The organism is Hansschlegelia beijingensis, assembly GCF_045505405.1.
GTDB classification, from domain to species: Bacteria; Pseudomonadota; Alphaproteobacteria; order Rhizobiales; family Methylopilaceae; genus Methylopila; species Methylopila beijingensis_A.
Window position 1 is genome coordinate 1 of the sequence record NZ_JBJKEX010000031.1, and the last position, 18,241, is coordinate 18,241.

At 68.2% G+C, this 18,241-nt stretch carries 15 protein-coding genes, 1 tRNA gene and 2 pseudogenes; 14 read left to right on the top strand and 4 right to left on the bottom strand.

The annotated features are described in order from the left end of the window. Positions 1-23: 23 nt before the first annotated feature. The 8 genes and pseudogenes from ACIKT0_RS03735 to ACIKT0_RS03770 form a co-directional block, all read left to right on the top strand. A pseudogene (locus ACIKT0_RS03735) lies at positions 24-1,601 on the top strand (glycine cleavage T C-terminal barrel domain-containing protein); the annotation flags it as partial. Then, positions 1,594-2,172: a sarcosine oxidase subunit gamma gene (locus ACIKT0_RS03740; protein ID WP_407104062.1), complete on the top strand. Its 579-nt coding sequence runs from the start codon at positions 1,594-1,596 to the stop codon at positions 2,170-2,172. The pseudogene ACIKT0_RS03735 and the gene ACIKT0_RS03740, both read left to right, overlap by 8 nt. Before the next feature lie 85 nt (positions 2,173-2,257). Further along, positions 2,258-2,953 carry a helix-turn-helix domain-containing protein gene (locus tag ACIKT0_RS03745; RefSeq protein ID WP_407104063.1) on the top strand — a complete coding sequence of 232 codons (696 nt, stop codon included), beginning with the start codon at positions 2,258-2,260 and terminating at the stop codon, positions 2,951-2,953. Positions 2,954-3,118: 165 nt separating this feature from the next. Beyond that, entirely contained in the window at positions 3,119-4,009 is an 891-nt protein-coding gene (locus ACIKT0_RS03750; RefSeq protein ID WP_407104064.1) for a class II glutamine amidotransferase, read from the top strand. A 27-nt stretch (positions 4,010-4,036) separates the two neighbouring features. Continuing rightward, positions 4,037-4,744 (top strand): GltB/FmdC/FwdC-like GXGXG domain-containing protein, encoded by a 708-nt coding sequence (locus ACIKT0_RS03755; protein WP_407104065.1) that lies wholly within the window; start codon positions 4,037-4,039, stop codon positions 4,742-4,744. A 7-nt stretch (positions 4,745-4,751) separates the two neighbouring features. Next, a complete protein-coding gene (locus ACIKT0_RS03760; protein ID WP_183394553.1) occupies positions 4,752-6,098 on the top strand; it encodes an FMN-binding glutamate synthase family protein in 1,347 nt (448 codons plus the stop codon). A 128-nt stretch (positions 6,099-6,226) separates the two neighbouring features. Further along, a complete protein-coding gene (glnT, locus tag ACIKT0_RS03765) occupies positions 6,227-7,528 on the top strand; it encodes a type III glutamate--ammonia ligase (protein ID WP_407104066.1) in 1,302 nt (433 codons plus the stop codon). A 589-nt stretch (positions 7,529-8,117) separates the two neighbouring features. Further along, positions 8,118-8,954 carry a TorF family putative porin gene (locus ACIKT0_RS03770; protein WP_407104067.1) on the top strand — a complete coding sequence of 279 codons (837 nt, stop codon included), beginning with the start codon at positions 8,118-8,120 and terminating at the stop codon, positions 8,952-8,954. A gap of 137 nt (positions 8,955-9,091) precedes the next feature. On the opposite strand, the gene ACIKT0_RS03775 is transcribed toward ACIKT0_RS03770, so the two are convergent. Further along, positions 9,092-10,429, bottom strand: coding sequence for an NAD(P)/FAD-dependent oxidoreductase (locus tag ACIKT0_RS03775; RefSeq protein ID WP_407104068.1), 1,338 nt, complete (start codon positions 10,427-10,429; stop codon positions 9,092-9,094). 195 nt (positions 10,430-10,624) lie between these two features. On the opposite strand from ACIKT0_RS03775, the gene ACIKT0_RS03780 reads away from it, so the two are divergent. From ACIKT0_RS03780 to ACIKT0_RS03790, 3 genes are all read left to right on the top strand, one after another. Then, complete coding sequence (locus ACIKT0_RS03780) at positions 10,625-11,569, top strand: quinoprotein relay system zinc metallohydrolase 2 (protein WP_407104069.1); 945 nt, start codon at positions 10,625-10,627, stop codon at positions 11,567-11,569. 216 nt (positions 11,570-11,785) lie between these two features. Then, positions 11,786-12,988, top strand: a complete 1,203-nt coding sequence (locus ACIKT0_RS03785) for a carboxylesterase/lipase family protein (protein ID WP_407104070.1) — start codon at positions 11,786-11,788, stop codon at positions 12,986-12,988. Continuing rightward, positions 12,948-13,253 carry a hypothetical protein gene (locus tag ACIKT0_RS03790; protein WP_407104071.1) on the top strand — a complete coding sequence of 102 codons (306 nt, stop codon included), beginning with the start codon at positions 12,948-12,950 and terminating at the stop codon, positions 13,251-13,253. Before ACIKT0_RS03785 ends, ACIKT0_RS03790 begins: the two co-directional genes overlap by 41 nt. Positions 13,254-13,515: 262 nt before the next feature. Here ACIKT0_RS03790 and ACIKT0_RS03795 read toward each other — a convergent pair. Next, positions 13,516-13,591: transfer RNA gene (locus ACIKT0_RS03795), tRNA-Glu, on the bottom strand. Positions 13,592-13,660: 69 nt separating this feature from the next. Continuing rightward, positions 13,661-14,047, bottom strand: a complete 387-nt coding sequence (locus tag ACIKT0_RS03800) for a DUF6476 family protein (RefSeq protein WP_407104072.1) — start codon at positions 14,045-14,047, stop codon at positions 13,661-13,663. Here ACIKT0_RS03800 and ACIKT0_RS03805 point away from each other — a divergent pair. The 3 genes from ACIKT0_RS03805 to ACIKT0_RS03815 all read left to right on the top strand — a co-directional run bounded on the left by ACIKT0_RS03805 (position 14,046) and on the right by ACIKT0_RS03815 (position 17,706). Continuing rightward, positions 14,046-15,062 carry an RluA family pseudouridine synthase gene (locus tag ACIKT0_RS03805; protein ID WP_407104073.1) on the top strand — a complete coding sequence of 339 codons (1,017 nt, stop codon included), beginning with the start codon at positions 14,046-14,048 and terminating at the stop codon, positions 15,060-15,062. The genes ACIKT0_RS03800 and ACIKT0_RS03805 overlap by 2 nt on opposite strands. 189 nt (positions 15,063-15,251) lie before the next feature. Next, the gene (gene rpoH, locus ACIKT0_RS03810; protein WP_407104074.1) at positions 15,252-16,139 is read left to right on the top strand and encodes an RNA polymerase sigma factor RpoH; all 888 of its coding nucleotides are present in this window, start codon (positions 15,252-15,254) and stop codon (positions 16,137-16,139) included. A 274-nt stretch (positions 16,140-16,413) separates the two neighbouring features. Further along, positions 16,414-17,706, top strand: coding sequence for an adenylosuccinate synthase (locus tag ACIKT0_RS03815; RefSeq protein ID WP_407104075.1), 1,293 nt, complete (start codon positions 16,414-16,416; stop codon positions 17,704-17,706). Positions 17,707-18,126: 420 nt separating this feature from the next. Here the strand turns inward: ACIKT0_RS03815 and ACIKT0_RS03820 are convergent. Further along, positions 18,127-18,241: pseudogene (locus ACIKT0_RS03820) on the bottom strand (winged helix-turn-helix domain-containing protein); the annotation flags it as partial.

Below are 18,241 nucleotides of genomic sequence, written 5' to 3' on the forward strand. Positions count from 1 at the left end.
TTGAACGAAACTACGGGCCATAACGGGCAGGGCTACAGCAGCCGGAGCGCGCGCACGCGCGCTCTTGTCGTAACGCCGATCCTCCCCGCGCGGCGGGCGACACGCACGGCCGCGGTCCCTGGCGCTCGCCGGTGAAGCGCGGCAAGGCCTTCGTGGATTTCCAGAACGACGTAACGGTCTCCGACGTCGAGCTGGCGGCGCGCGAGGGCTTCAAGTCCGTCGAACACCTCAAGCGCTACACCACCCTCGGCATGGCGACGGATCAGGGCCGCACGTCCAACGTGCTCGGGCTCGCGCTGATGGCGGAGATCACCGGCCGCTCGATCCCCGAGACCGGCATCACCGCCGCCCGTGCGCCGTTTACGCCGGTGGCGATCGGGGCGCTCGCGGGCGCGCATCGGCACAAGGAGTTCCGTCCCACGCGTCTGCCGCCCTCGCATTTCTGGGCCGAGGAGCAGGGCGCGGTGTTCACCGAAACCGGGCAGTGGATGCGGGCGGCCTATTTCCCCCGGGTCGGCGAAAAGGACTGGTTCGAGAGCGCGGTGCGCGAGGTCGAGACGGTTCGCACGGCGGTCGGGGTCTACGACGCCTCGACGCTCGGCAAGATCGACATCCAGGGCGCCGACGCGGGCGTGTTTCTCGACCGCGTCTACGTCAACGCGTTCTCCTCGCTTGCGGTCGGCAAGGCTCGCTACGGCCTGATGCTGCGCGAGGACGGCGTCGCCATGGATGACGGCACCACGACCCGTCTGGGCGAGACGCATTATTACATGACGACCACCACGGCGAACGCCGGCGGGGTCATGCGCCATCTCGAACTCTGCAAGCAGTGGCTCTGGCCCGAGCTCGACGTCCACTTCTCCTCCGTCACGGACCAATGGGCGCAGTACGCCATCGCCGGGCCGCGCTCCCGCGAGGTCGTGGCGGCGCTGGTGGACGAAGGCTTCGACGTCTCGAACGAGGCGCTGCCCTATATGGGCGCGAAGGAGCTGACGGTGTGCGGCGGCGTCAAGGCGCGGCTGTTCCGGCTCTCCTTCTCGGGCGAGCTCGCCTATGAGCTCGCGGTCCCGGCGCGCTACGGCGACGCCATGATCCGCGCGATCATGAAGGCGGGCGAGCCCTTCGGCATCTGTCCCTACGGGGCAGAGGCGCTGGCCATCATGCGCATCGAGAAGGGCCACGCCGCCGGGCCCGAGCTCAACGGCAACACCACCGCGGCCGATCTCGGCATGGGGAAGATGCTGTCGAAGAAGAAGGACTTCATCGGCCGCACCATGTCGGGCCGCGAGGCCTTCCTGGATCCGGAGCGGCCGTCGCTGGTCGGTTTCCGTCCCGTCGACCGCTCTGCGCGGCTGCGCTCCGGCGCTCATTTCGTGCCGCGCGGCGAGACGCCGAGCGCCGCGAACGATCAAGGCTACATGACCTCGACGGCCTATTCTCCCAGCAACGGCCACTGGATCGGCCTCGGCTTCCTGGCCCGCGGGCCGGAGCGGATGGGCGAGATCGTCCGAGCCTATGATCCGGTTCGCGGCGGCGACGTCGAAGTCGAGGTGGTTTCCCCTGTGTTCGTCGATCCCGAAGGAGCCCGTCTCCGTGGCTGAGCCCCTTGTCGCCCGCTCCGCGCTCCGCGCCCATGTCGCGCCGCCTTTCGCGCCGGCCGGGACGCCCGGCGTCACCCTGCGCGAGGTCCCCGATCTGACCCTCGCTTCGGTCGCCGCCCTCAAGGGGCGCGAGGCCGAACTGGCGGAGGCCGTGAAGGCGGCCTACGGCCTTGAGTTGCCGCAGGGACCGAAGCGCGTCGCCTCCGGTCCGGTCGCCTTCGTCGGCGCGGGCCCCGGCAAATGGCTCGCGGTGTCTTCTGAAGCCACCGACTTCTCCGCCCTGCCGGCGGCGGTGGCCGACCAGTCGGACGGCCGCTCCGCCTTCCGTCTGGCAGGGCCCAAGGCTCGGGAGACGCTAGCGACGCTGGTCCAGATCGACCTGCACCCCCGCGCGTTCGGTCCGGGCGACGTGGCGTTGACCCACGCCGCCTCGATCGCGGTCACGCTCTGGCAGCTCGACGATGAGCCGAGCTACGAGATCGTGATGTTCCGCACCTACGCGGCGACCCTGTGGCGGTGGCTCGTGGAGGCGAGGCGGTCGCGCGGAATCGAGGCGCGCCTCGCCGGCTGACGATTTCGAGGGTGCGGCGCCGGCGGGCTTGGGGTTTGCGAGCGGCTTCGCTAGCGTGGCCATCGGTTTCCTGGGGAAAGGTCCGATGTCCGACAGGGTCGCCAAGGCGCAGGGCGCGAAGCGCACGGATCGGGCCGAGCCGCCGCTGAGCGTCGTCCCGTCGGACGACGAGCCTTACGTCACGGGCTCTGGGGCGCCGGCGCCCGCCGAGCGGCGGACGCTTGAGCAGGCCATCGGCCTGCAGATCAGGCATCACCGCAAGCAGATGGGCCTCACGGTCGCGGAGCTTGCAGCCGCGGCGAGCGTCTCCACCGGAATGCTCTCGAAGATCGAGAACGGCCAGATATCGCCGTCCCTGACGACGCTGCAGACGCTCGCCACCGCGCTCAACATGCCCATCAGCCTGCTCTTCTCGGAGTTCGAGGAGCGCCGCGACTGTTCCTACGTTCCGGCCGGGCAGGGCGTCGTCATTCAGCGCCGCGGCACGAAGGTCGGGCACAAGTACGAACTGCTGGGCCACATGCTGGGCGGGAAGGTCGCGGTCGAGCCGTACCTCATCACGCTGACGGAGGACGCGGCCCCCTATACGGCGTTCCAGCATGAGGGAACCGAGCTGATCTACATGCTGAGCGGCGAGGTGATCTATGCCCACGCCGGCAACAGCTATCACCTGAAGTCCGGCGATTCGCTGCTGTTCGACTCCGGGGCGCCCCACGGACCGGAGCGGCTGGTGGTCAAGCCGATGACCTACCTGTCGATCATCATGTACGAGAAGGACTGAGGGCGCCGTAAGCGTCGCCCGGGCCGGCCCGGTCTGGCCGCCGCACCTCAAAAGTTTCTTGAGAAGAATTATTTTTTCCAGATCGTTGACGGCGCGGGCGCCGCTCGGTAGCTTCCGATCCACGCCCTTACGGGCCCTTTTCCTTGAGATCGGAGCCCCGCGCCCATGTGCGGCATCGTCGGATTATTCCTGAAGGACAAGTCGCTCGAGCCGAAGCTTGGTGAGATGCTGAGCTCGATGCTGGATGTGATGTGCGACCGCGGGCCGGATTCGGCCGGTTTCGCCGTCTATGGCGCCGGCGAGGCGGGGCGGGTGAAGCTCACCCTGCGCGCCCCCGAGGGCTACGACTTCGCCGCGCTTGCGGAGAAGCTGGGTTCGGACGCCCGCCTCACGGAGCGCGCCACGCACGCGGTTCTATCGGTTCCGGAAGCGTCCGAGGCCGAGGTCCGCGCCTCGATCGCGAAGCTGGCGCCGGAGGTCACCGTCGTCGGCGCCGGGGCCCGGATGGAGCTCTACAAGGAAGTCGGGCTGCCGACCGACGTCGCGAACCGCTTCAAGCTCGCGGAGATGTCCGGCACGCACGGCATCGGCCACACCCGCATGGCGACCGAGAGCGCGGTCACGACCAACGGCGCGCACCCGTTCTCGACCGGCGCCGACCAGTGCCTCGTGCACAATGGTTCGCTGTCGAACCATCGTGGCGTGCGCCGCAATCTCGAGCGCGAAGGCGTCAAGATCCAGACGGACAACGACAGCGAGGTCGCGGCCGGCTACCTGACCGCCCGCATGGCGAAGGGCCGCAGCCTCGGTGAGGCGCTGGAGGACTCGCTGAACGATCTCGACGGCTTCTACACCTTCGTGGTCGGCACCGAGACGGGCTTCGGCGTGCTGCGCGATCCGATCGCCTGCAAGCCCGCCGTGATGGCGGAGACCGACGAATACGTCGCCTTCGGCTCCGAGTACCGCGCGCTCGCCAACCTGCCGGGCATCGAGAACGCCAAGGTCTGGGAGCCCGAGCCGGCCAAGGTCTATTTCTGGGAACGTGCGGCCGCCTGAGAGCAGCCAAAGAGGGGAGGCCGTCTCATGAACGCAGGCGCACAGAGCAACGCCTTTGACTTGTCGCGCTCCACAGTGCGCGAACTGAACGCCGCGCTGCATGGGCTGAAGCAGGGGTCCAACGCCCTGTTCTGGCGCATCGCGCATCCGGGGGGGCTTCACGCGATCGCGGCCGGCGTCGACGCGCCGGTGACGATCGAGATCGACGGGCCCGTCGGCTACTATTGCGGCGGCATGAACAAGCAGGCCACGATCCTGGTGAAAGGATCGGCCGGGGTCGGCGTCGCCGAGAACATGATGTCCGGCCTCGTCCATGTCGAAGGCGACGCCAGCCAGGCGGCCGGCGCGACCGCGCACGGCGGCGCGCTGATCATCGACGGCAATGCGGCCGCGCGCTGCGGCATCTCGATGAAGGGCGTCGACATCGTCGTGAAGGGCTCGGTCGGCCACATGTCCGCCTTCATGGCCCAGGCCGGCACGCTCACCGTTTTCGGCGACGCCGGCGAGGCGCTCGGCGACTCGATCTACGAGGCGCGGCTCTATGTGCGCGGCTCGGTGACGAGCCTCGGCGCCGACTGCGTCGAGAAGGAGATGCGCGACGAGCACAAGCAGCAGCTCTTCGAGCGCTTCAAGCTTGCGGGCGTCGACGGCCAGATCGATCCATCGGAGTTCAAGCGCTACGGCTCGGCGCGAAACCTCTATCATTTCCACGTCGACAACGCGTCGAACTACTGAGGGCGACATGAACGAGCACGTCAAAGCCCCCGCCGCGCCGCGCACGCTGCCGCGTGAATCCGCGACCTTCGACGCCTACACCCTGTCGGAGATCCGTCGCGCCGCCGCGACCGGCATCTACGACATCCGCGGCGCCGGCGCGAAGCGCAAGGTCCCGCATTTCGACGACCTGCTGTTCCTGGGCGCGTCGATCTCGCGCTACCCGCTCGAGGGTTACCGCGAGCGCTGCGGAACCGACGTCGTGCTCGGCACGCGTTTCGCGAAGAAGCCGATCGAGCTCAAGATCCCGATCACGATCGCGGGCATGAGCTTCGGCTCCCTCTCGGGCCCCGCCAAGGAAGCGCTCGGCCGCGGCGCGTCCCAGATGGGCACCTCCACCACCACCGGCGACGGCGGCATGACCCAGGAGGAGCGCGGGCACTCCAAGACGCTCGTCTACCAATACCTGCCGTCCCGCTACGGCATGAACCCGGACGACATCCGCAAGGCGGACGCGATCGAGGTCGTCATCGGCCAGGGCGCTAAGCCCGGCGGCGGCGGCATGCTGCTCGGGCAGAAGATCTCGCCCCGCGTCGCAAAGATGCGCACGCTGCCCGAAGGCATCGACCAGCGCTCCGCCTGCCGCCATCCCGACTGGACCGGTCCGGACGACCTCGAGATCAAGATCGAGGAGCTGCGCGAGATCACCGACTGGGAGAAGCCGATCTACGTGAAGGTCGGCGCTTCGCGGCCCTATTACGACACCGCGCTCGCAGTGAAGGCCGGCGCCGACGTCGTGGTGGTTGACGGCATGCAGGGCGGCACGGCCGCGACGCAGGAAGTGTTCATCGAGAACGTCGGCATCCCGACGCTCGCCTGCATCCGCAACGCCGTGAAGGCGCTGCAGGACCTCGGCATGCACCGCAAGGTGCAGCTCATCGTCTCCGGCGGCATCCGCAACGGCGCCGACGTCGCGAAGGCGCTGGCGCTTGGCGCCGATGCGGTCGCGATCGGCACCGCCGCGCTGGTGGCGCTCGGCGACAACGATCCGAAGTGGGAGAGCGAGTACGAGGCTCTCGGCACCCGCGCCGGCGCATATGACGACTGGCACGAGGGGCGCGATCCCGCGGGCATCACCACGCAGGACGCTGAGCTCATGAAGCGGCTCGATCCGGTGATGGCCGGCCGCCGCCTCGCCAACTACCTCGCCGTGATGACGCTGGAGGCGCAGACCATCGCGCGCGCCTGCGGCAAGAGCCACGTCCACAACCTCGAGCCCGAGGATCTCGTGGCGCTGACGCTTGAATCCGCCGCGATGGCGCAGGTCCCCCTCGCCGGCACCAGCTGGGTGCCGGGCCAGGACGGGCGCTTCTGAACGCAGAATAGAAGGAGGCCCGCCGCCGCACTCCCGGGGGGCCTCCCCCTCCGGCGGCTGGCGCCTCCCGCAGCGAACGAGAGGAGACGGTCGTGAACGCACATGTCGGGACAATCGGGGGAACTGGGGTGGCTGTCGATCTTGAAGAGACCGCGCGCGACCGCGGAATAAAGTACTTTCTGATCTCCTATACGGACCTGTTCGGCGCCCAACGCGCCAAGCTGGTGCCGACGGCGGCGATCGGCTCCATGCAGCGCAACGGCGCCGGGTTCGCGGGCTTCGCGACCTGGCTCGACATGACCCCCGCAGACGCGGATCTGTTCGCCAAGCCCGATCCGGCCAGCCTGATCCAGCTGCCCTGGAAGCCGGAGGTCGGCTGGCTCGCGGCGGACCTCTGGATGAACGGCAAGGAGGTCGAGCACGCTCCCCGCAACACGCTGAAGCGCCTGATGGCGCGCGGCCGGGAGATGGGCTTCCAGATGAAGTCCGGCGTGGAGTGCGAGTTCTTCCTGACCAATGCGGACGGCTCCGCGATCAGCGACGGCGCCGACACCCAGGACAAGCCCTGCTACGACCAGCTCGCGCTGATGCGCCGCTACGAGGTCATCACCGAGATCTGCGACGCCATGCTGGCGCTGGGCTGGAAGCCCTACCAGAACGATCATGAGGACGCGAACGGCCAGTTCGAGATGAACTGGGCTTTCGACGACGCCCTCGCGACGGCCGACAAGCACTCCTTCTTCAAGTACATGACGAAGTCGATCGCCGAGAAGCACGGTCTTCGGGCGACCTTCATGCCGAAGCCTTTCGTGAACCTGACGGGCAGCGGCTGCCACGCCCATGTCTCTCTGTGGAACGAGGGCACGGCGATGTTCGAGGACGACGGCGGCGAGCTCGGCGTGTCGCCGCTCGGCTACCACTTCATCGGCGGCCTGATGCACAACGCGGCCGCGATCTGCGCGATCACCAACCCGACCGTGAACTCCTACAAGCGCATCAACGCGCCGCGGACCGTCTCGGGCGCGACCTGGGCCCCGAACACCGTGAGCTACACGGGCAACAACCGCACCCACATGATCCGCATTCCGGATCCGGGCCGGTTCGAGTTCCGGCTGCCCGACGGCGCGGCCAATCCGTACCTGCTGCAGGCCGCGCTCCTCGCCGCCGGCATCGACGGGATCGAGAACAAGCGCGATCCCGGCGAGCGCAGCGACGTCAACATGTACACGGAGGGGCACCTCTGCACGAACGGCAAGGCGCTGCCGCTCAACCTCCTGGACGCGCTGCGCCAGCTCGAGGCCTCGGACGTCCTGAAGGGCGCGCTCGGCGAGGAATTCGTCACCGCCTACGTCAAGCTGAAGACGCAGGAGTGGAACGCCTATGCCCGGCATCTGACGCAGTGGGAGCGCGACAACACGCTCGACTGCTGAGCCGCCGGCCTCCTCCCGAGCCCTCCCTCGGCTCCCCGCGCCGCGCCAGGCTTTGCTTGGCGCGGCTTTTTTTTGCTGAACGCGGATCCTCCCGGTCGCCGGGGTTCGTGCGCCCTGCCTAAAACCGGGTCACAGTGGCCGTAGAAATAGGCGCCAACCGCGTTCCGGGCGAAGGAGCCCCCGCTACAGGGGGCGGCGCCCGCAGCCGTCGGGCGCCTCGGAAGCGCCGTCGGATCGGCCTCACGTTCTGCTGATCAGTCGAGGCTGACGAATAATTCCGGTTCCATTGAGCAGAGGCCGGCGACAGGGCTTCTTTGGCGTGTCCTGCGATTAGGTGGAGGAGTATATAGATTCATTAATGCGCTGATATCGGCCCCTTAAGACCTCGTGGTAACTTGAAAGAAGGGGATTATAAGTCGGCTATAGCTGTGTATCTCCATCAATCGCTTTGGCTTTCCGCTGCTGTGGCAAAAAAGCATCGATACTTGACAAGCAGGGTCGAGCCTAAAAATCAGGCTAGACTTTCAGGTGGCGTGGCCGGATTTTTACACTCAACCGACTGCGCGTACTGATGAATCGGGGAACTCAAATGAACAAATTCGCCGGGCTTGCAATCAAGGCGCTGATGGGCGTCGCGGCCGGATCGATGATCGTGAGCTCGGCCTCCGCGGCTGATCTCTCCATGCCGGAGCCGGTGGTGGAAGCCTCCGTCACCCCGAACTGGGACCTGGCTTTCGGCGTCGCGGCCGTGACGAACTATGTGTTCCGCGGCATCACGCAGTCGAAGAACAACCCGGCCGTCCAGGGCTACGCCGAACTGCAGGCGTTCGACTGGGTCTATGCGGGCGTGTGGATGTCGAGCGTCGATTTCTCCACCCGGTACGGCCTCTCGGACCCGTCGGCGGAAGTCGACATCTACGGCGGCATCCGTCACAGCTGGGACTGGTTCTCGATCGACGTCGGCGGCCTGTACTACTGGTACCCGGGCGAGAAGGGCCCGGCTCGCGAGACGGACTACTGGGAAATCTTCGCGAAGCCGTCCTTCACCTTCGGCGGCCTGACGCTCGGCCCGACCATCTACTGGACCAGCGACTTCATCAACACCAAGGCTAACGCCACCTACCTGTCGGGCGTCGCCAAGTACTCCTTCGCCGTCGACACCATGCCGGACCTCGGCTTCTACGTGTCCGGCGAGTTCGGCAAGCAGTGGGTCGAGCGCACGCGCTTCAACGCCGGCATCGACTACCTGACCTGGAACGCGGGCGGCGGCGTGACCTACAAGGCGGCGACCCTCGACCTGCGCTACAGCAGCACCGACATGAAGAAGCGCGAGTGCACCCCGGCGGGCTTCGGCCTCAAGAACTGGTGCGGCGATCTCTTCGTCGCCAAGCTGGCCTTCGACACGTCCTTCAACAAGCTGAAGTGATCGGCCCCCGCGTCTAGCGGGTCCGACTGAGGCAAAGACGCCGCGCTCCCAGGAGCGCGGCGTTTTCGTTTGCGGCGCCCGCCGGGCCGGGCGCGGCGGCTCTCAGCGCCTTCGGGCAGCGAAGAGCTTCGCGATTTTCAGAGACCCGTCGCGTCCCGCCCGCGCCGCCAGAGCTCGATCATCGGGACGGCCGCCTTGGCGAACATGCGCAGCGGGTGCGTCGGGAAGGCGATGTCGTCGAAAGCGCTGCGGCCTTCCGGCCGGCCGAGCATCTGGAGCGCGATCTTCCGGCCGAAATGCGTGGCCCGCGAAACGCCGGTGCCGCAGTAGCCCATCGCGTAATGCACGCCGTCGGGCGACCGGCCGAGATGCGGAAACTCGTCGAACGTGTAGCCGATCCGCCCGGTCCAGCCATGCGTCGCCGGCACGTCCTCCAGATAGGGGAAGAGGCGCAGCAGGTCGCGCGCGAGGTGACGATAGGCGGCTGCCGAGTTCTCGCGGGCGAGGTGGCTCGCGCGGCCGCCCCAGATCAGCCGGTTCTCGCCCGGAGCGGGCCGGAAGTAATAGAAGACCCGGTTGGAGTTGCCGTAGACCCGCCGGGTCGGCGTCGCCTGGTCGAAGAGCGCCTGCGGGATCGGCCCGGTTGCGATCTGCGCCGAGACGACGGGCACGATCCGGCTGTCGAAATGCGCGCGGACGCCTTGGGTGTAGCCATTGGTGGCGATCAGCACGTCGCGGGCGCGGATCTCGGCGCCGTCGATGCGCACCCGGAAGTGGCCCGCCTCAGCCAGGACGCCGCGCACCGCCGTGTCGCCGCGCACCACCGCGCCGGCCTCCGTCACGCGCCGCATGAGCCCGGCGTGGTAGCGGCCGGGATGCAGGCTCGCGTCCATGGGCAGCAGCGAACCGCCGTGAAAGACGTCCGTTCCGATTTCCCGCCTCTGCGCCGCCCGGGGCACCATCTCGAAGTCGACCCCGGCATGCCGCGCGAGATTTTCCATGTCCCGCGCCACGGCGTCGTAGTGCGCCGGGCGGACCGCGCCCCGGAAGCGTCCGCAGCGCGTGAAGGCGCAGTCGATCTTCTCCTCCGCGATCAGCGTCTCGATGCCGTCGAGCATCGCGACGCCCTCCCGCAACAGCTCGATCGCCTTCCGCTCGCCCTTCATGGCGATGAGGTCCCGGACGCGGAATTTCTGGTTGCCGCTGCCGACCTGCCCGCCGTTGCGGGTGCTGGCGCCGAAGCCCGGAACTCCTGCGTCGACCACCAGGGTCCGCCGGCCCGCGCGCGCCAGAACGAGCGCCGCGGAAAGGCCGGTGAAGCCCGCGCCGACGATCAGCACGTCGGTTCGCTCCGGGGCCTCAGGCCACGGGCCAGTCTCAGGCGGCGCGGCGTCCCACCAGTAGGGCGTAGGCGCGAACTTCGCCGCCTTTCCGGCTGCAAGGTCGCGCAGGGAGATCTGAGGTCCCGAGGCCATGATCGACGCGGCTCCTTGGGGCGGCCCGCAGTCCCCGCTGCATAGCCGCGCCCCCGGCCTGACGCCACCCGCCCGCGGGAGGCGGCGTCCTCACGATCGGGCGTCGTCTTGATCGCACGACAGGGCTCCACTAGTCGGTAGGAGAGCCATAAGAGGCGGGCTCAACGTAAGTCCGCCCGGAGCGGGGAGGCAGGGATGAAGCGCGGATCAGGGGTCCGGACGAGCCGCCGCGAACTTCTGCTGGGCGGCCTTTGCCTCTGCTGCCTGCCGCGGACGGGCTTCGCGGCCGAGTCGGTCGGCGTCGAGGAGATCGAGTCAGGAGTTTTCGTCAGGCGCGGCCTGGACGTCGACGCCGCGCCGGGCAACGCGGACGCGATCGCCAACATCGGCTTCGTGATCGGCCAGGATGCGGTCCTCGTGACCGATTCTGGCGGCAGCCTCGCGGACGGCCGATGGCTGCGTGACCAGATCCGCCAGAAGACCGACCGGCCGATCCGGCACGTGGTGCTCAGCCACGTTCATCCCGACCACAGCTTCGGCGCCTGCGCGTTCCTCGACGACAAGCCGGACTTCATCGGCCACTCCAGGCTGAAGGCGGCGCTCGGTGCGCGCGGCGAGTTCTACCGGAGCAAGCTCGCGGAGACGCTCGGAGACGCACAGGTCGGCCCGGTCGTCATGCCGACGCGCGAGATCGGTCCGGAAGGCGGGGAGGTCGATCTTGGCGGCCGCAGGCTCTCCTTCAAAGCGCATGCGACGGCGCACACCGATTGCGATCTCTCGATGATGGACAACGCATCGGGCCTGCTGTTCCCGGCGGACCTGCTGTTCGTGACGCGCGTCCCGTCGCTCGACGGCAGCCTGCTCGGCTGGCTGAAGGAGCTCGACGGGCTCGAGGCCCTCGGCGCCAGGACGATCGTCCCGGGCCACGGCCCCGTCGCGGTGAAGCCCGACGCTTTCGGCGACCTTCGCCGCTACCTCACCGTCCTGCGCGACCAGACCCGCAAGGCGATCAAGGACGGACAGGCGATCGACGAGGCGATCGAGACGGTCGGCGTGTCGGAGAAGGACAACTGGACGTTGTTCGCCGACTACAACAGCCGCAACGTCACCCAGGCCTACAAGGAGCTGGAGTGGGAATAGCCCCGCGCGCGGGGCTGATCACCCGGCGCAAGAGCGTGGCTCGCGCTCGCATCGAGCTTTGCAGCCGCGATGCCCGTCTCGGCTCGGCCGGCACCGGCTGCAGAACCCGCCGAGCGGCCGACATGCTGATGGGCGAAACCCTCTGAAGAACGGAAGCGTTAGTTGGTGCGGGCCGGGTCGAGACACGACGCGGTGATCCGGAGGGCAGCGCTCACGATGCCCACCTTGGCGGCAGAGAACGGGCCGGTGGTCGGGCTCCCCACGGGGCAGCTCCGCGGTTCGCTTCTCAACGGGATCGTGTCGTTCAAGGGCGTGCCCTATGCCGCCAATCCTTTCACGACGCGCGCTCGCTTCAGAGCGCCGCAGCCCGTCACGGCGTGGACCGGAGTACGTGACGCGACCGATTTCGGTCGCCCGCCTCCCCAGCCCGGCCGTGACACGCCGCCGACCTTGTTTGGCGGCGCCGACGACCTCACGCTCAACATCTGGACCCCCGATCCCGAGGCGGACGGGCTGCCGGTGATGGTCTGGCTTCCAGGCGGCGCCTTCATCCGCGCCGACGCGGGCGAGGCCGCCTATGATGGCGCCCGTTTCGCGGCCGGCGGCGTCGTGCTGGTGACGGTCAACTATCGGGTGGGGGTCGACGGGTTCATGGCGATCGAGGGCGCGCCGCCCAATCGCGGCATCCTCGACCAGATCGCGGCGCTCGAATGGGTGCGCGACAACATCGCAGCGTTCGGCGGCGATCCCGCGAACGTCACGCTGTTCGGCCAGTCGGCGGGCGCAGAGAGCGTCGGCATCCTGCTGGCCCTGCCTCGAACCGAGGGACTGTTCCGGCGCGCCATCCTGCAGAGCCCGCCGATGCAGGCGGTGACGACGCAGGAGGCGACCCGGTTGGCCACCGCGCTGGCAGGGATGCTGGGACTCCGCCCCACGATCGCGGACCTGTCCGGCGTGTCGCTCGAGGCGCTGACGGACGCAGCCGTCGGGCTCAATTCGACGATCAAGGATCGCGCGACCTGGGGCCGGCTGTCGCTCGGCGGAACCGCGTTCCTGCCGATCGTCGACGGCGCCCTGCTCGATGCGTCGCCGCTCGCCATGCTGGAGCGCTCGCCGAAACCAGACGTCCCGGTGATGGTCGGCAGCGCCGATCAGGAGGCGCGGCTCTACACGGTGCCCAACGGCGACATCGACAAGGTCACGCAAGCGCACGTCGATCAACTCGTCGGCGACCTGAAGCTGCCGGCCGAGGCGGTCGACCTGTACGGGCGAAACCCGGCCAACAGGACGCCCGGAGACGTGTATAGCGCCCTGCAGTCCGACTATACGTTCCGCATGCCCGCCTTGCGCATCCGAACGGCGCAGCGGCTCCGGCGCCGTGTGGCATTACAACTTCGCCTGGAAGTCGCCCGCCTTTGACGGACGCCTCGGCGCGGCGCATTTCGTGGACGTGCCTTTCGCCTTCGGAACGCTGGCCTCCGATCAGGCGAGGACCTTCGTCGGCGACGATCCCCCCGCCGAGCTCGCCGAGGCGATGCACAAGGCGTGGGTGTCGCTCGCGCGCACGGGCGATCCCGGCTGGCCGGCATACGACCTCGCCGAACGCGCCACCATGCGCTTCGATACGCGGTCCGGCATCGTCAGGATCCGGAGAAGGCGACTCGTCTCCTTTGGCGAGACGTGACGCTGTGACGATCGAGTTTCTTGAAAACCCGTCGTCGCTGAGCGGATGAAGGTGAGACTGGAGCTTGTCGCCAGAGGTGGGAAAGTCCGCCGACTGCTTTGAGCCTTCAGGCCGCCACGCCGGCGCGGACCGGCGACGTTCGAGCGCGCTCAACGCATCAGCGATCTGTCGCTGCTGGTTGCGTCGCTGATCTCGAATGCTGGGGCGTTTCGGATTTGACCCGCTGCGGTCCGGTTTTCCTGGGGCTGATCAGGAACCGAAGTGGCGCTCCCAAGGGGACTCGAACCCCTGTTTTCGCCGTGAGAGGGCGACGTCCTAGACCGCTAGACGATGGGAGCCTCGCGGGAGGCGCATCCTATAGCGACCCTTTCGGGCCGCATCAAGCGACGCTGGCTAAAATTCCGCGGTCAACGCAGCGGCGGCGCGGACGGGCCGCCGGGCGTGATCTCCAGACGACCGGTCTCCGCGAGGGAGCCAGGGTCAAGGACGTGGATCGTCGTGCGGCCTTCGGACTCAGTCGTGACGATGATCCGGCCATCGTCGACGGCGGTGGAGACCACCCTTGCGCCCGCGGGGATCGAGAGCGAGCCGACGGTCGGGCCGGCCGCAGTGGGGCTGGACTTGACGAGGCGATAGGCGATCACCGACATGACGGACACAAAGCAGAAGCCCATCGTGAGGGCGCCGATCAGCGTCAGAGTCCGCAGGCGGCGGTAGACACGCTGGATCCGCGGATCTTCGTCGTCCGCCATTTCGTTGAGCGACGGGCCCTGGGAGCCGATCTGCGCCGTCATGTCCGTACCGTCCTCTGAAGCCGCCGGCGTCGACCCCGACCGTCTCCGCGTCGTCATCGCGGAAAGTCGGGACATCGGTGAGCGGCTCGACCGATTTCTGGCTGCGCGGTTGCCGGAATTTTCCCGAGCGAGGCTGCAAGCCCTCATGCGCCAGGGCGCGGTGCGCTCGGGCGGCCGGACGCTAGAGGACCCTGCCGGACGGGTCAACGCGGGCGAGATCGTCATAGAACTGCCGCCGCCTGAGCCGGCGGAGCCGATCGGCCAGGATATCCCGCTCGTCGTCGTGCATGAGGACGAGCACCTGATCGTGATCGATAAGCCGGCCGGGCTGGTGGTCCATCCGGCGGCGGGTCATGCCGACGGCACGCTGGTGAACGCCCTCATCGCGCATTGCGGCGCGAGCCTCTCCGGCGTCGGCGGTGTGGCGCGACCGGGCATCGTGCACCGGCTCGACAAGGACACCAGCGGACTTCTGGTGGTCGCCAAGAACGACGTCGCGCATCGCTTCCTGAGCGCGCAGTTCGCCGATCATGGCCGCACCGGCCCGTTGCGCCGCGCCTATTTGGCGCTTGTCTGGGGGATCCCGTCCCGGCCGCGCGGCACGGTCGACGCTCCGCTCGGACGCAGCGCGCGCAATCGCGAGAAGATCGCGGTGCGGTCGGACGGCCGTGAGGCTATCACGCACTGGGAGGCGCTCGAGCGCTTTCCGGCGTCGGACGCGGCGTTGGTGGAGTGCCGGCTGGAGACGGGGCGCACGCACCAGATCCGGGTGCACATGACGTCGATCGGCCATCCGCTTTTGGGAGACGACGTGTACGGCGCCGGGCACCGCTCGAAGGCGTCCCGCCTGAGCGAGCCAGCGGCGGCCGCCTTGGCCCGGCTCGGCCGCCAGGCGCTGCACGCCGCTGAGCTCGGCTTCGTTCATCCCGCAACGCGGGAGACGCTCGAGTTCTCCAGCCCGCCGCCGCCGGATTTCGCAGATTTGCTTCGCGAGCTGGGAACGCCAGAGCGCTGAAAGCCTTTACGTTATGCAAGCAGCCTCACGCGCACGTGTGTCTGAGGCATGCATTTTTGCACGACAGCGTGATGTGTAACGACGAGCATCGCGCATGCGAATTGCGGTATAAGAACCGCGTGGTCGGCTAGACAGCGGCCGCGAGCCGGGCCTGCCGGAGGAGCGGGGGCCCAGATCCAGGAGGCGCATATGGCTTCAGCAGCACTCCCAATACTCGTCAGCGACGGCGGCCTGAGCCGCTACCTGGACGAGATCCGCAAGTTTCCGATGCTCGAGCCGCAGGAAGAGTACATGCTCGCCAAGCGGTGGCGCGAGCATGGCGACCGCGATGCGGCCCACAGGCTCGTCACTAGCCATCTTCGGCTCGTGGCCAAGATCGCCATGGGCTACCGCGGCTATGGCCTGCCGATCGGCGAAGTCGTGTCCGAGGGCAATGTCGGCCTGATGCAGGCCGTGAAGCGCTTCGAGCCCGAGAAGGGTTTCCGGCTCGCCACCTATGCGATGTGGTGGATCCGGGCGTCGATCCAGGAATACATCCTGCGTTCCTGGTCGCTCGTGAAGATGGGCACCACGGCGAACCAGAAGAAGCTCTTCTTCAACCTGCGCAAGGCCAAGAGCCAGATCTCGGCCCTCGACGAGGGCGATCTGCGGCCCGATCAGGTGAAGCAGATCGCCACCAAGCTTGGCGTGACCGAGACCGACGTCGTCGACATGAACCGCCGTCTGGGCGGCGACGCTTCGCTGAACGCGCCGCTGCGCGAGGACGAGGGTTCGTCCGAGTGGCAGGACTGGCTCGTCGACGAGAGCGAGAGCCAGGAGGCGCGGCTCGCCGAGAGCCAGGAGCTCGACAATCGCCGCACGGCGCTGTCGGGCGCGCTCAAGGTGTTGAACGACCGCGAGCGCCGGATCTTTGAGGCGCGGCGCCTGGCGGACGATCCTCTGACTCTCGAGGAACTGTCCGGCGAGTTCGGCGTCAGCCGCGAACGCGTGCGGCAGATCGAAGTCCGGGCCTTCGAGAAGGTCCAGGCGGCGGTCCGCAAGAACGTCGCGGCGATCGAGGCCGGCATGCACGCCTGAGCAGGCCAAGGCGGAATGACGGAGCCGCGCGGGAAACCGCGCGGCTTTTTTGTTTGAGCTCAGGAACGGCCGCAACGTTTCGCGAGGGCGCTCCGGAACGCGATCAGGATCCCGATCGAAGGCCGGATCATGCATGAGGGCATGATTGATCTGCGTCTCAGCCTGTGCGCCTTGCCTCTGCGGCCGCGATCCTCTAGCAAACCGAGGGAGGACCCCGGCTCTCCAGAGCCGGGGTTTTTTTCGTCCGGAACGGGACGCGGAAGGACTTTCTCTTATGGCGAACGTCGTCGTGGTCGGCGCCCAGTGGGGCGACGAAGGCAAGGGCAAGATCGTCGACTGGCTGTCCGAGAAGGCGGAAGTCGTCGTTCGTTTCCAGGGAGGCCACAACGCCGGCCATACCCTTGTCATCGATGGGGTGACTTACAAGCTGAGCCTGCTGCCGTCAGGCGTGGTGCGGTCGGGCAAGCTCTCCGTCATCGGCAACGGCGTAGTGGTCGATCCCCACGCGCTCGCGACCGAGATCGAACGTCTGCGCGAGCAGGGCGTGGCGCTGACGCCCGAGAACCTGAAGGTCGCCGACAACGCGACGCTCATCCTGTCGCTGCACCGCGAGCTCGACGCCCTGCGCGAGGGCTCGAACGAGGGCACCCGCATCGGAACGACGAAGCGGGGCATCGGCCCGGCCTATGAGGACAAGGTCGGCCGCCGCGCGATCCGGTTGCGGGACCTCGCCAACCTGCCGACCCTTCGCCCGAAGATCGAGCGCCTGCTCACCCACCACAACGCGCTCCGGCGCGGCTTCGGCCTGCCCGAGTTCACCGTCGAGACGATCTACGAGGAGCTCGCCTCCGCGGCTCCGAAGGTGCTGCCCTATGTGGCGGCGACCTGGGAGATCCTCGACGAGCGTCGCCGCGCCGGCGACCGCATCCTGTTCGAGGGGGCGCAGGGCGCGCTCCTCGACGTGGACCACGGCACCTACCCGTTCGTGACGTCCTCGAACACTGTGGCCGGGCAGGCCGCGACCGGCTCGGGCGTGGGCCCCGGCGCGATCGGCTATGTGCTCGGTATCGCCAAGGCCTACACGACCCGCGTGGGGGAGGGGCCGTTCCCGACGGAACTGACGGACGAGATCGGCCGCAGGCTCGGCGAGCGCGGCCACGAGTTCGGCACCGTCACCGGGCGGCCCCGCCGTTGCGGCTGGCTCGACGCGGTCGCGCTCCGACAGACGGCGCGGATCTCCGGCATCTCGGGCATCGCGCTGACGAAGCTCGACGTCCTGGACGGGCTCGACGAGATCAAGGTCTGCGTCGGCTACCGGCTCGACGGAGCGGAGATTCACCGTCTGCCGGCCAGTCAGGGCGCTCAGGCGCGGATCGAGCCGATCTACGAGACCATCGAGGGCTGGCAGGGCACGACCGCCGGCGCGCGGTCCTGGGCGCAGCTTCCGGCGCAGGCCATCAAATACGTCCGGCGCGTGGAAGAGCTGATCGGATGCCCGATCGCGCTGGTCTCCACCTCTCCGGAAAGAGCCGACACGATACTGGTCGCCGATCCTTTCGAAGACTGAGAAAACCTTAGGCCGGCGTGTCTTTCGCGCCATCGACGCGGGCCGGCCGCTGACGTATGTCGAGGCTATGGCCGACTATTTCCCAGTTCTGTCGCGCGCCGTCGCGGGGCTCGAGAACAACACCGGCGAAGCGCGCCGCGCGGTCTATGAACGCGCGCGCGCCGCGATCGTGCGGCAATTGCGGGCGATCGACCCGCCGCTATCCGAGGAAGACATCGCGCGCGAGCGCATGCAGCTCGAGGAGGCGATCCGCAAGGTCGAGGCCGGCGCCGCCCCGCCGGCCCAGTCCACGCCTCCCCAGCAGGCTGAGCCTCGAGCGAGCGCCGCCCCGGCGCGGCCCGCGGAAAAGCCAGTCCCGGTCAAACCTGCTCAGGCGGCCGCTAACGAGGCGGCCGGCGGGCCTGCGGCCGCGGATCCGCCGTCGACATAGACCTGATCGTCATACGCCGCGTCCATCAGCGCGTTGCGGCTCTTGACGACGCCGGGCCGCATGGCGAGCGCCTGCAGGATCAGGAACTCCGTGACGGTGAGCGTC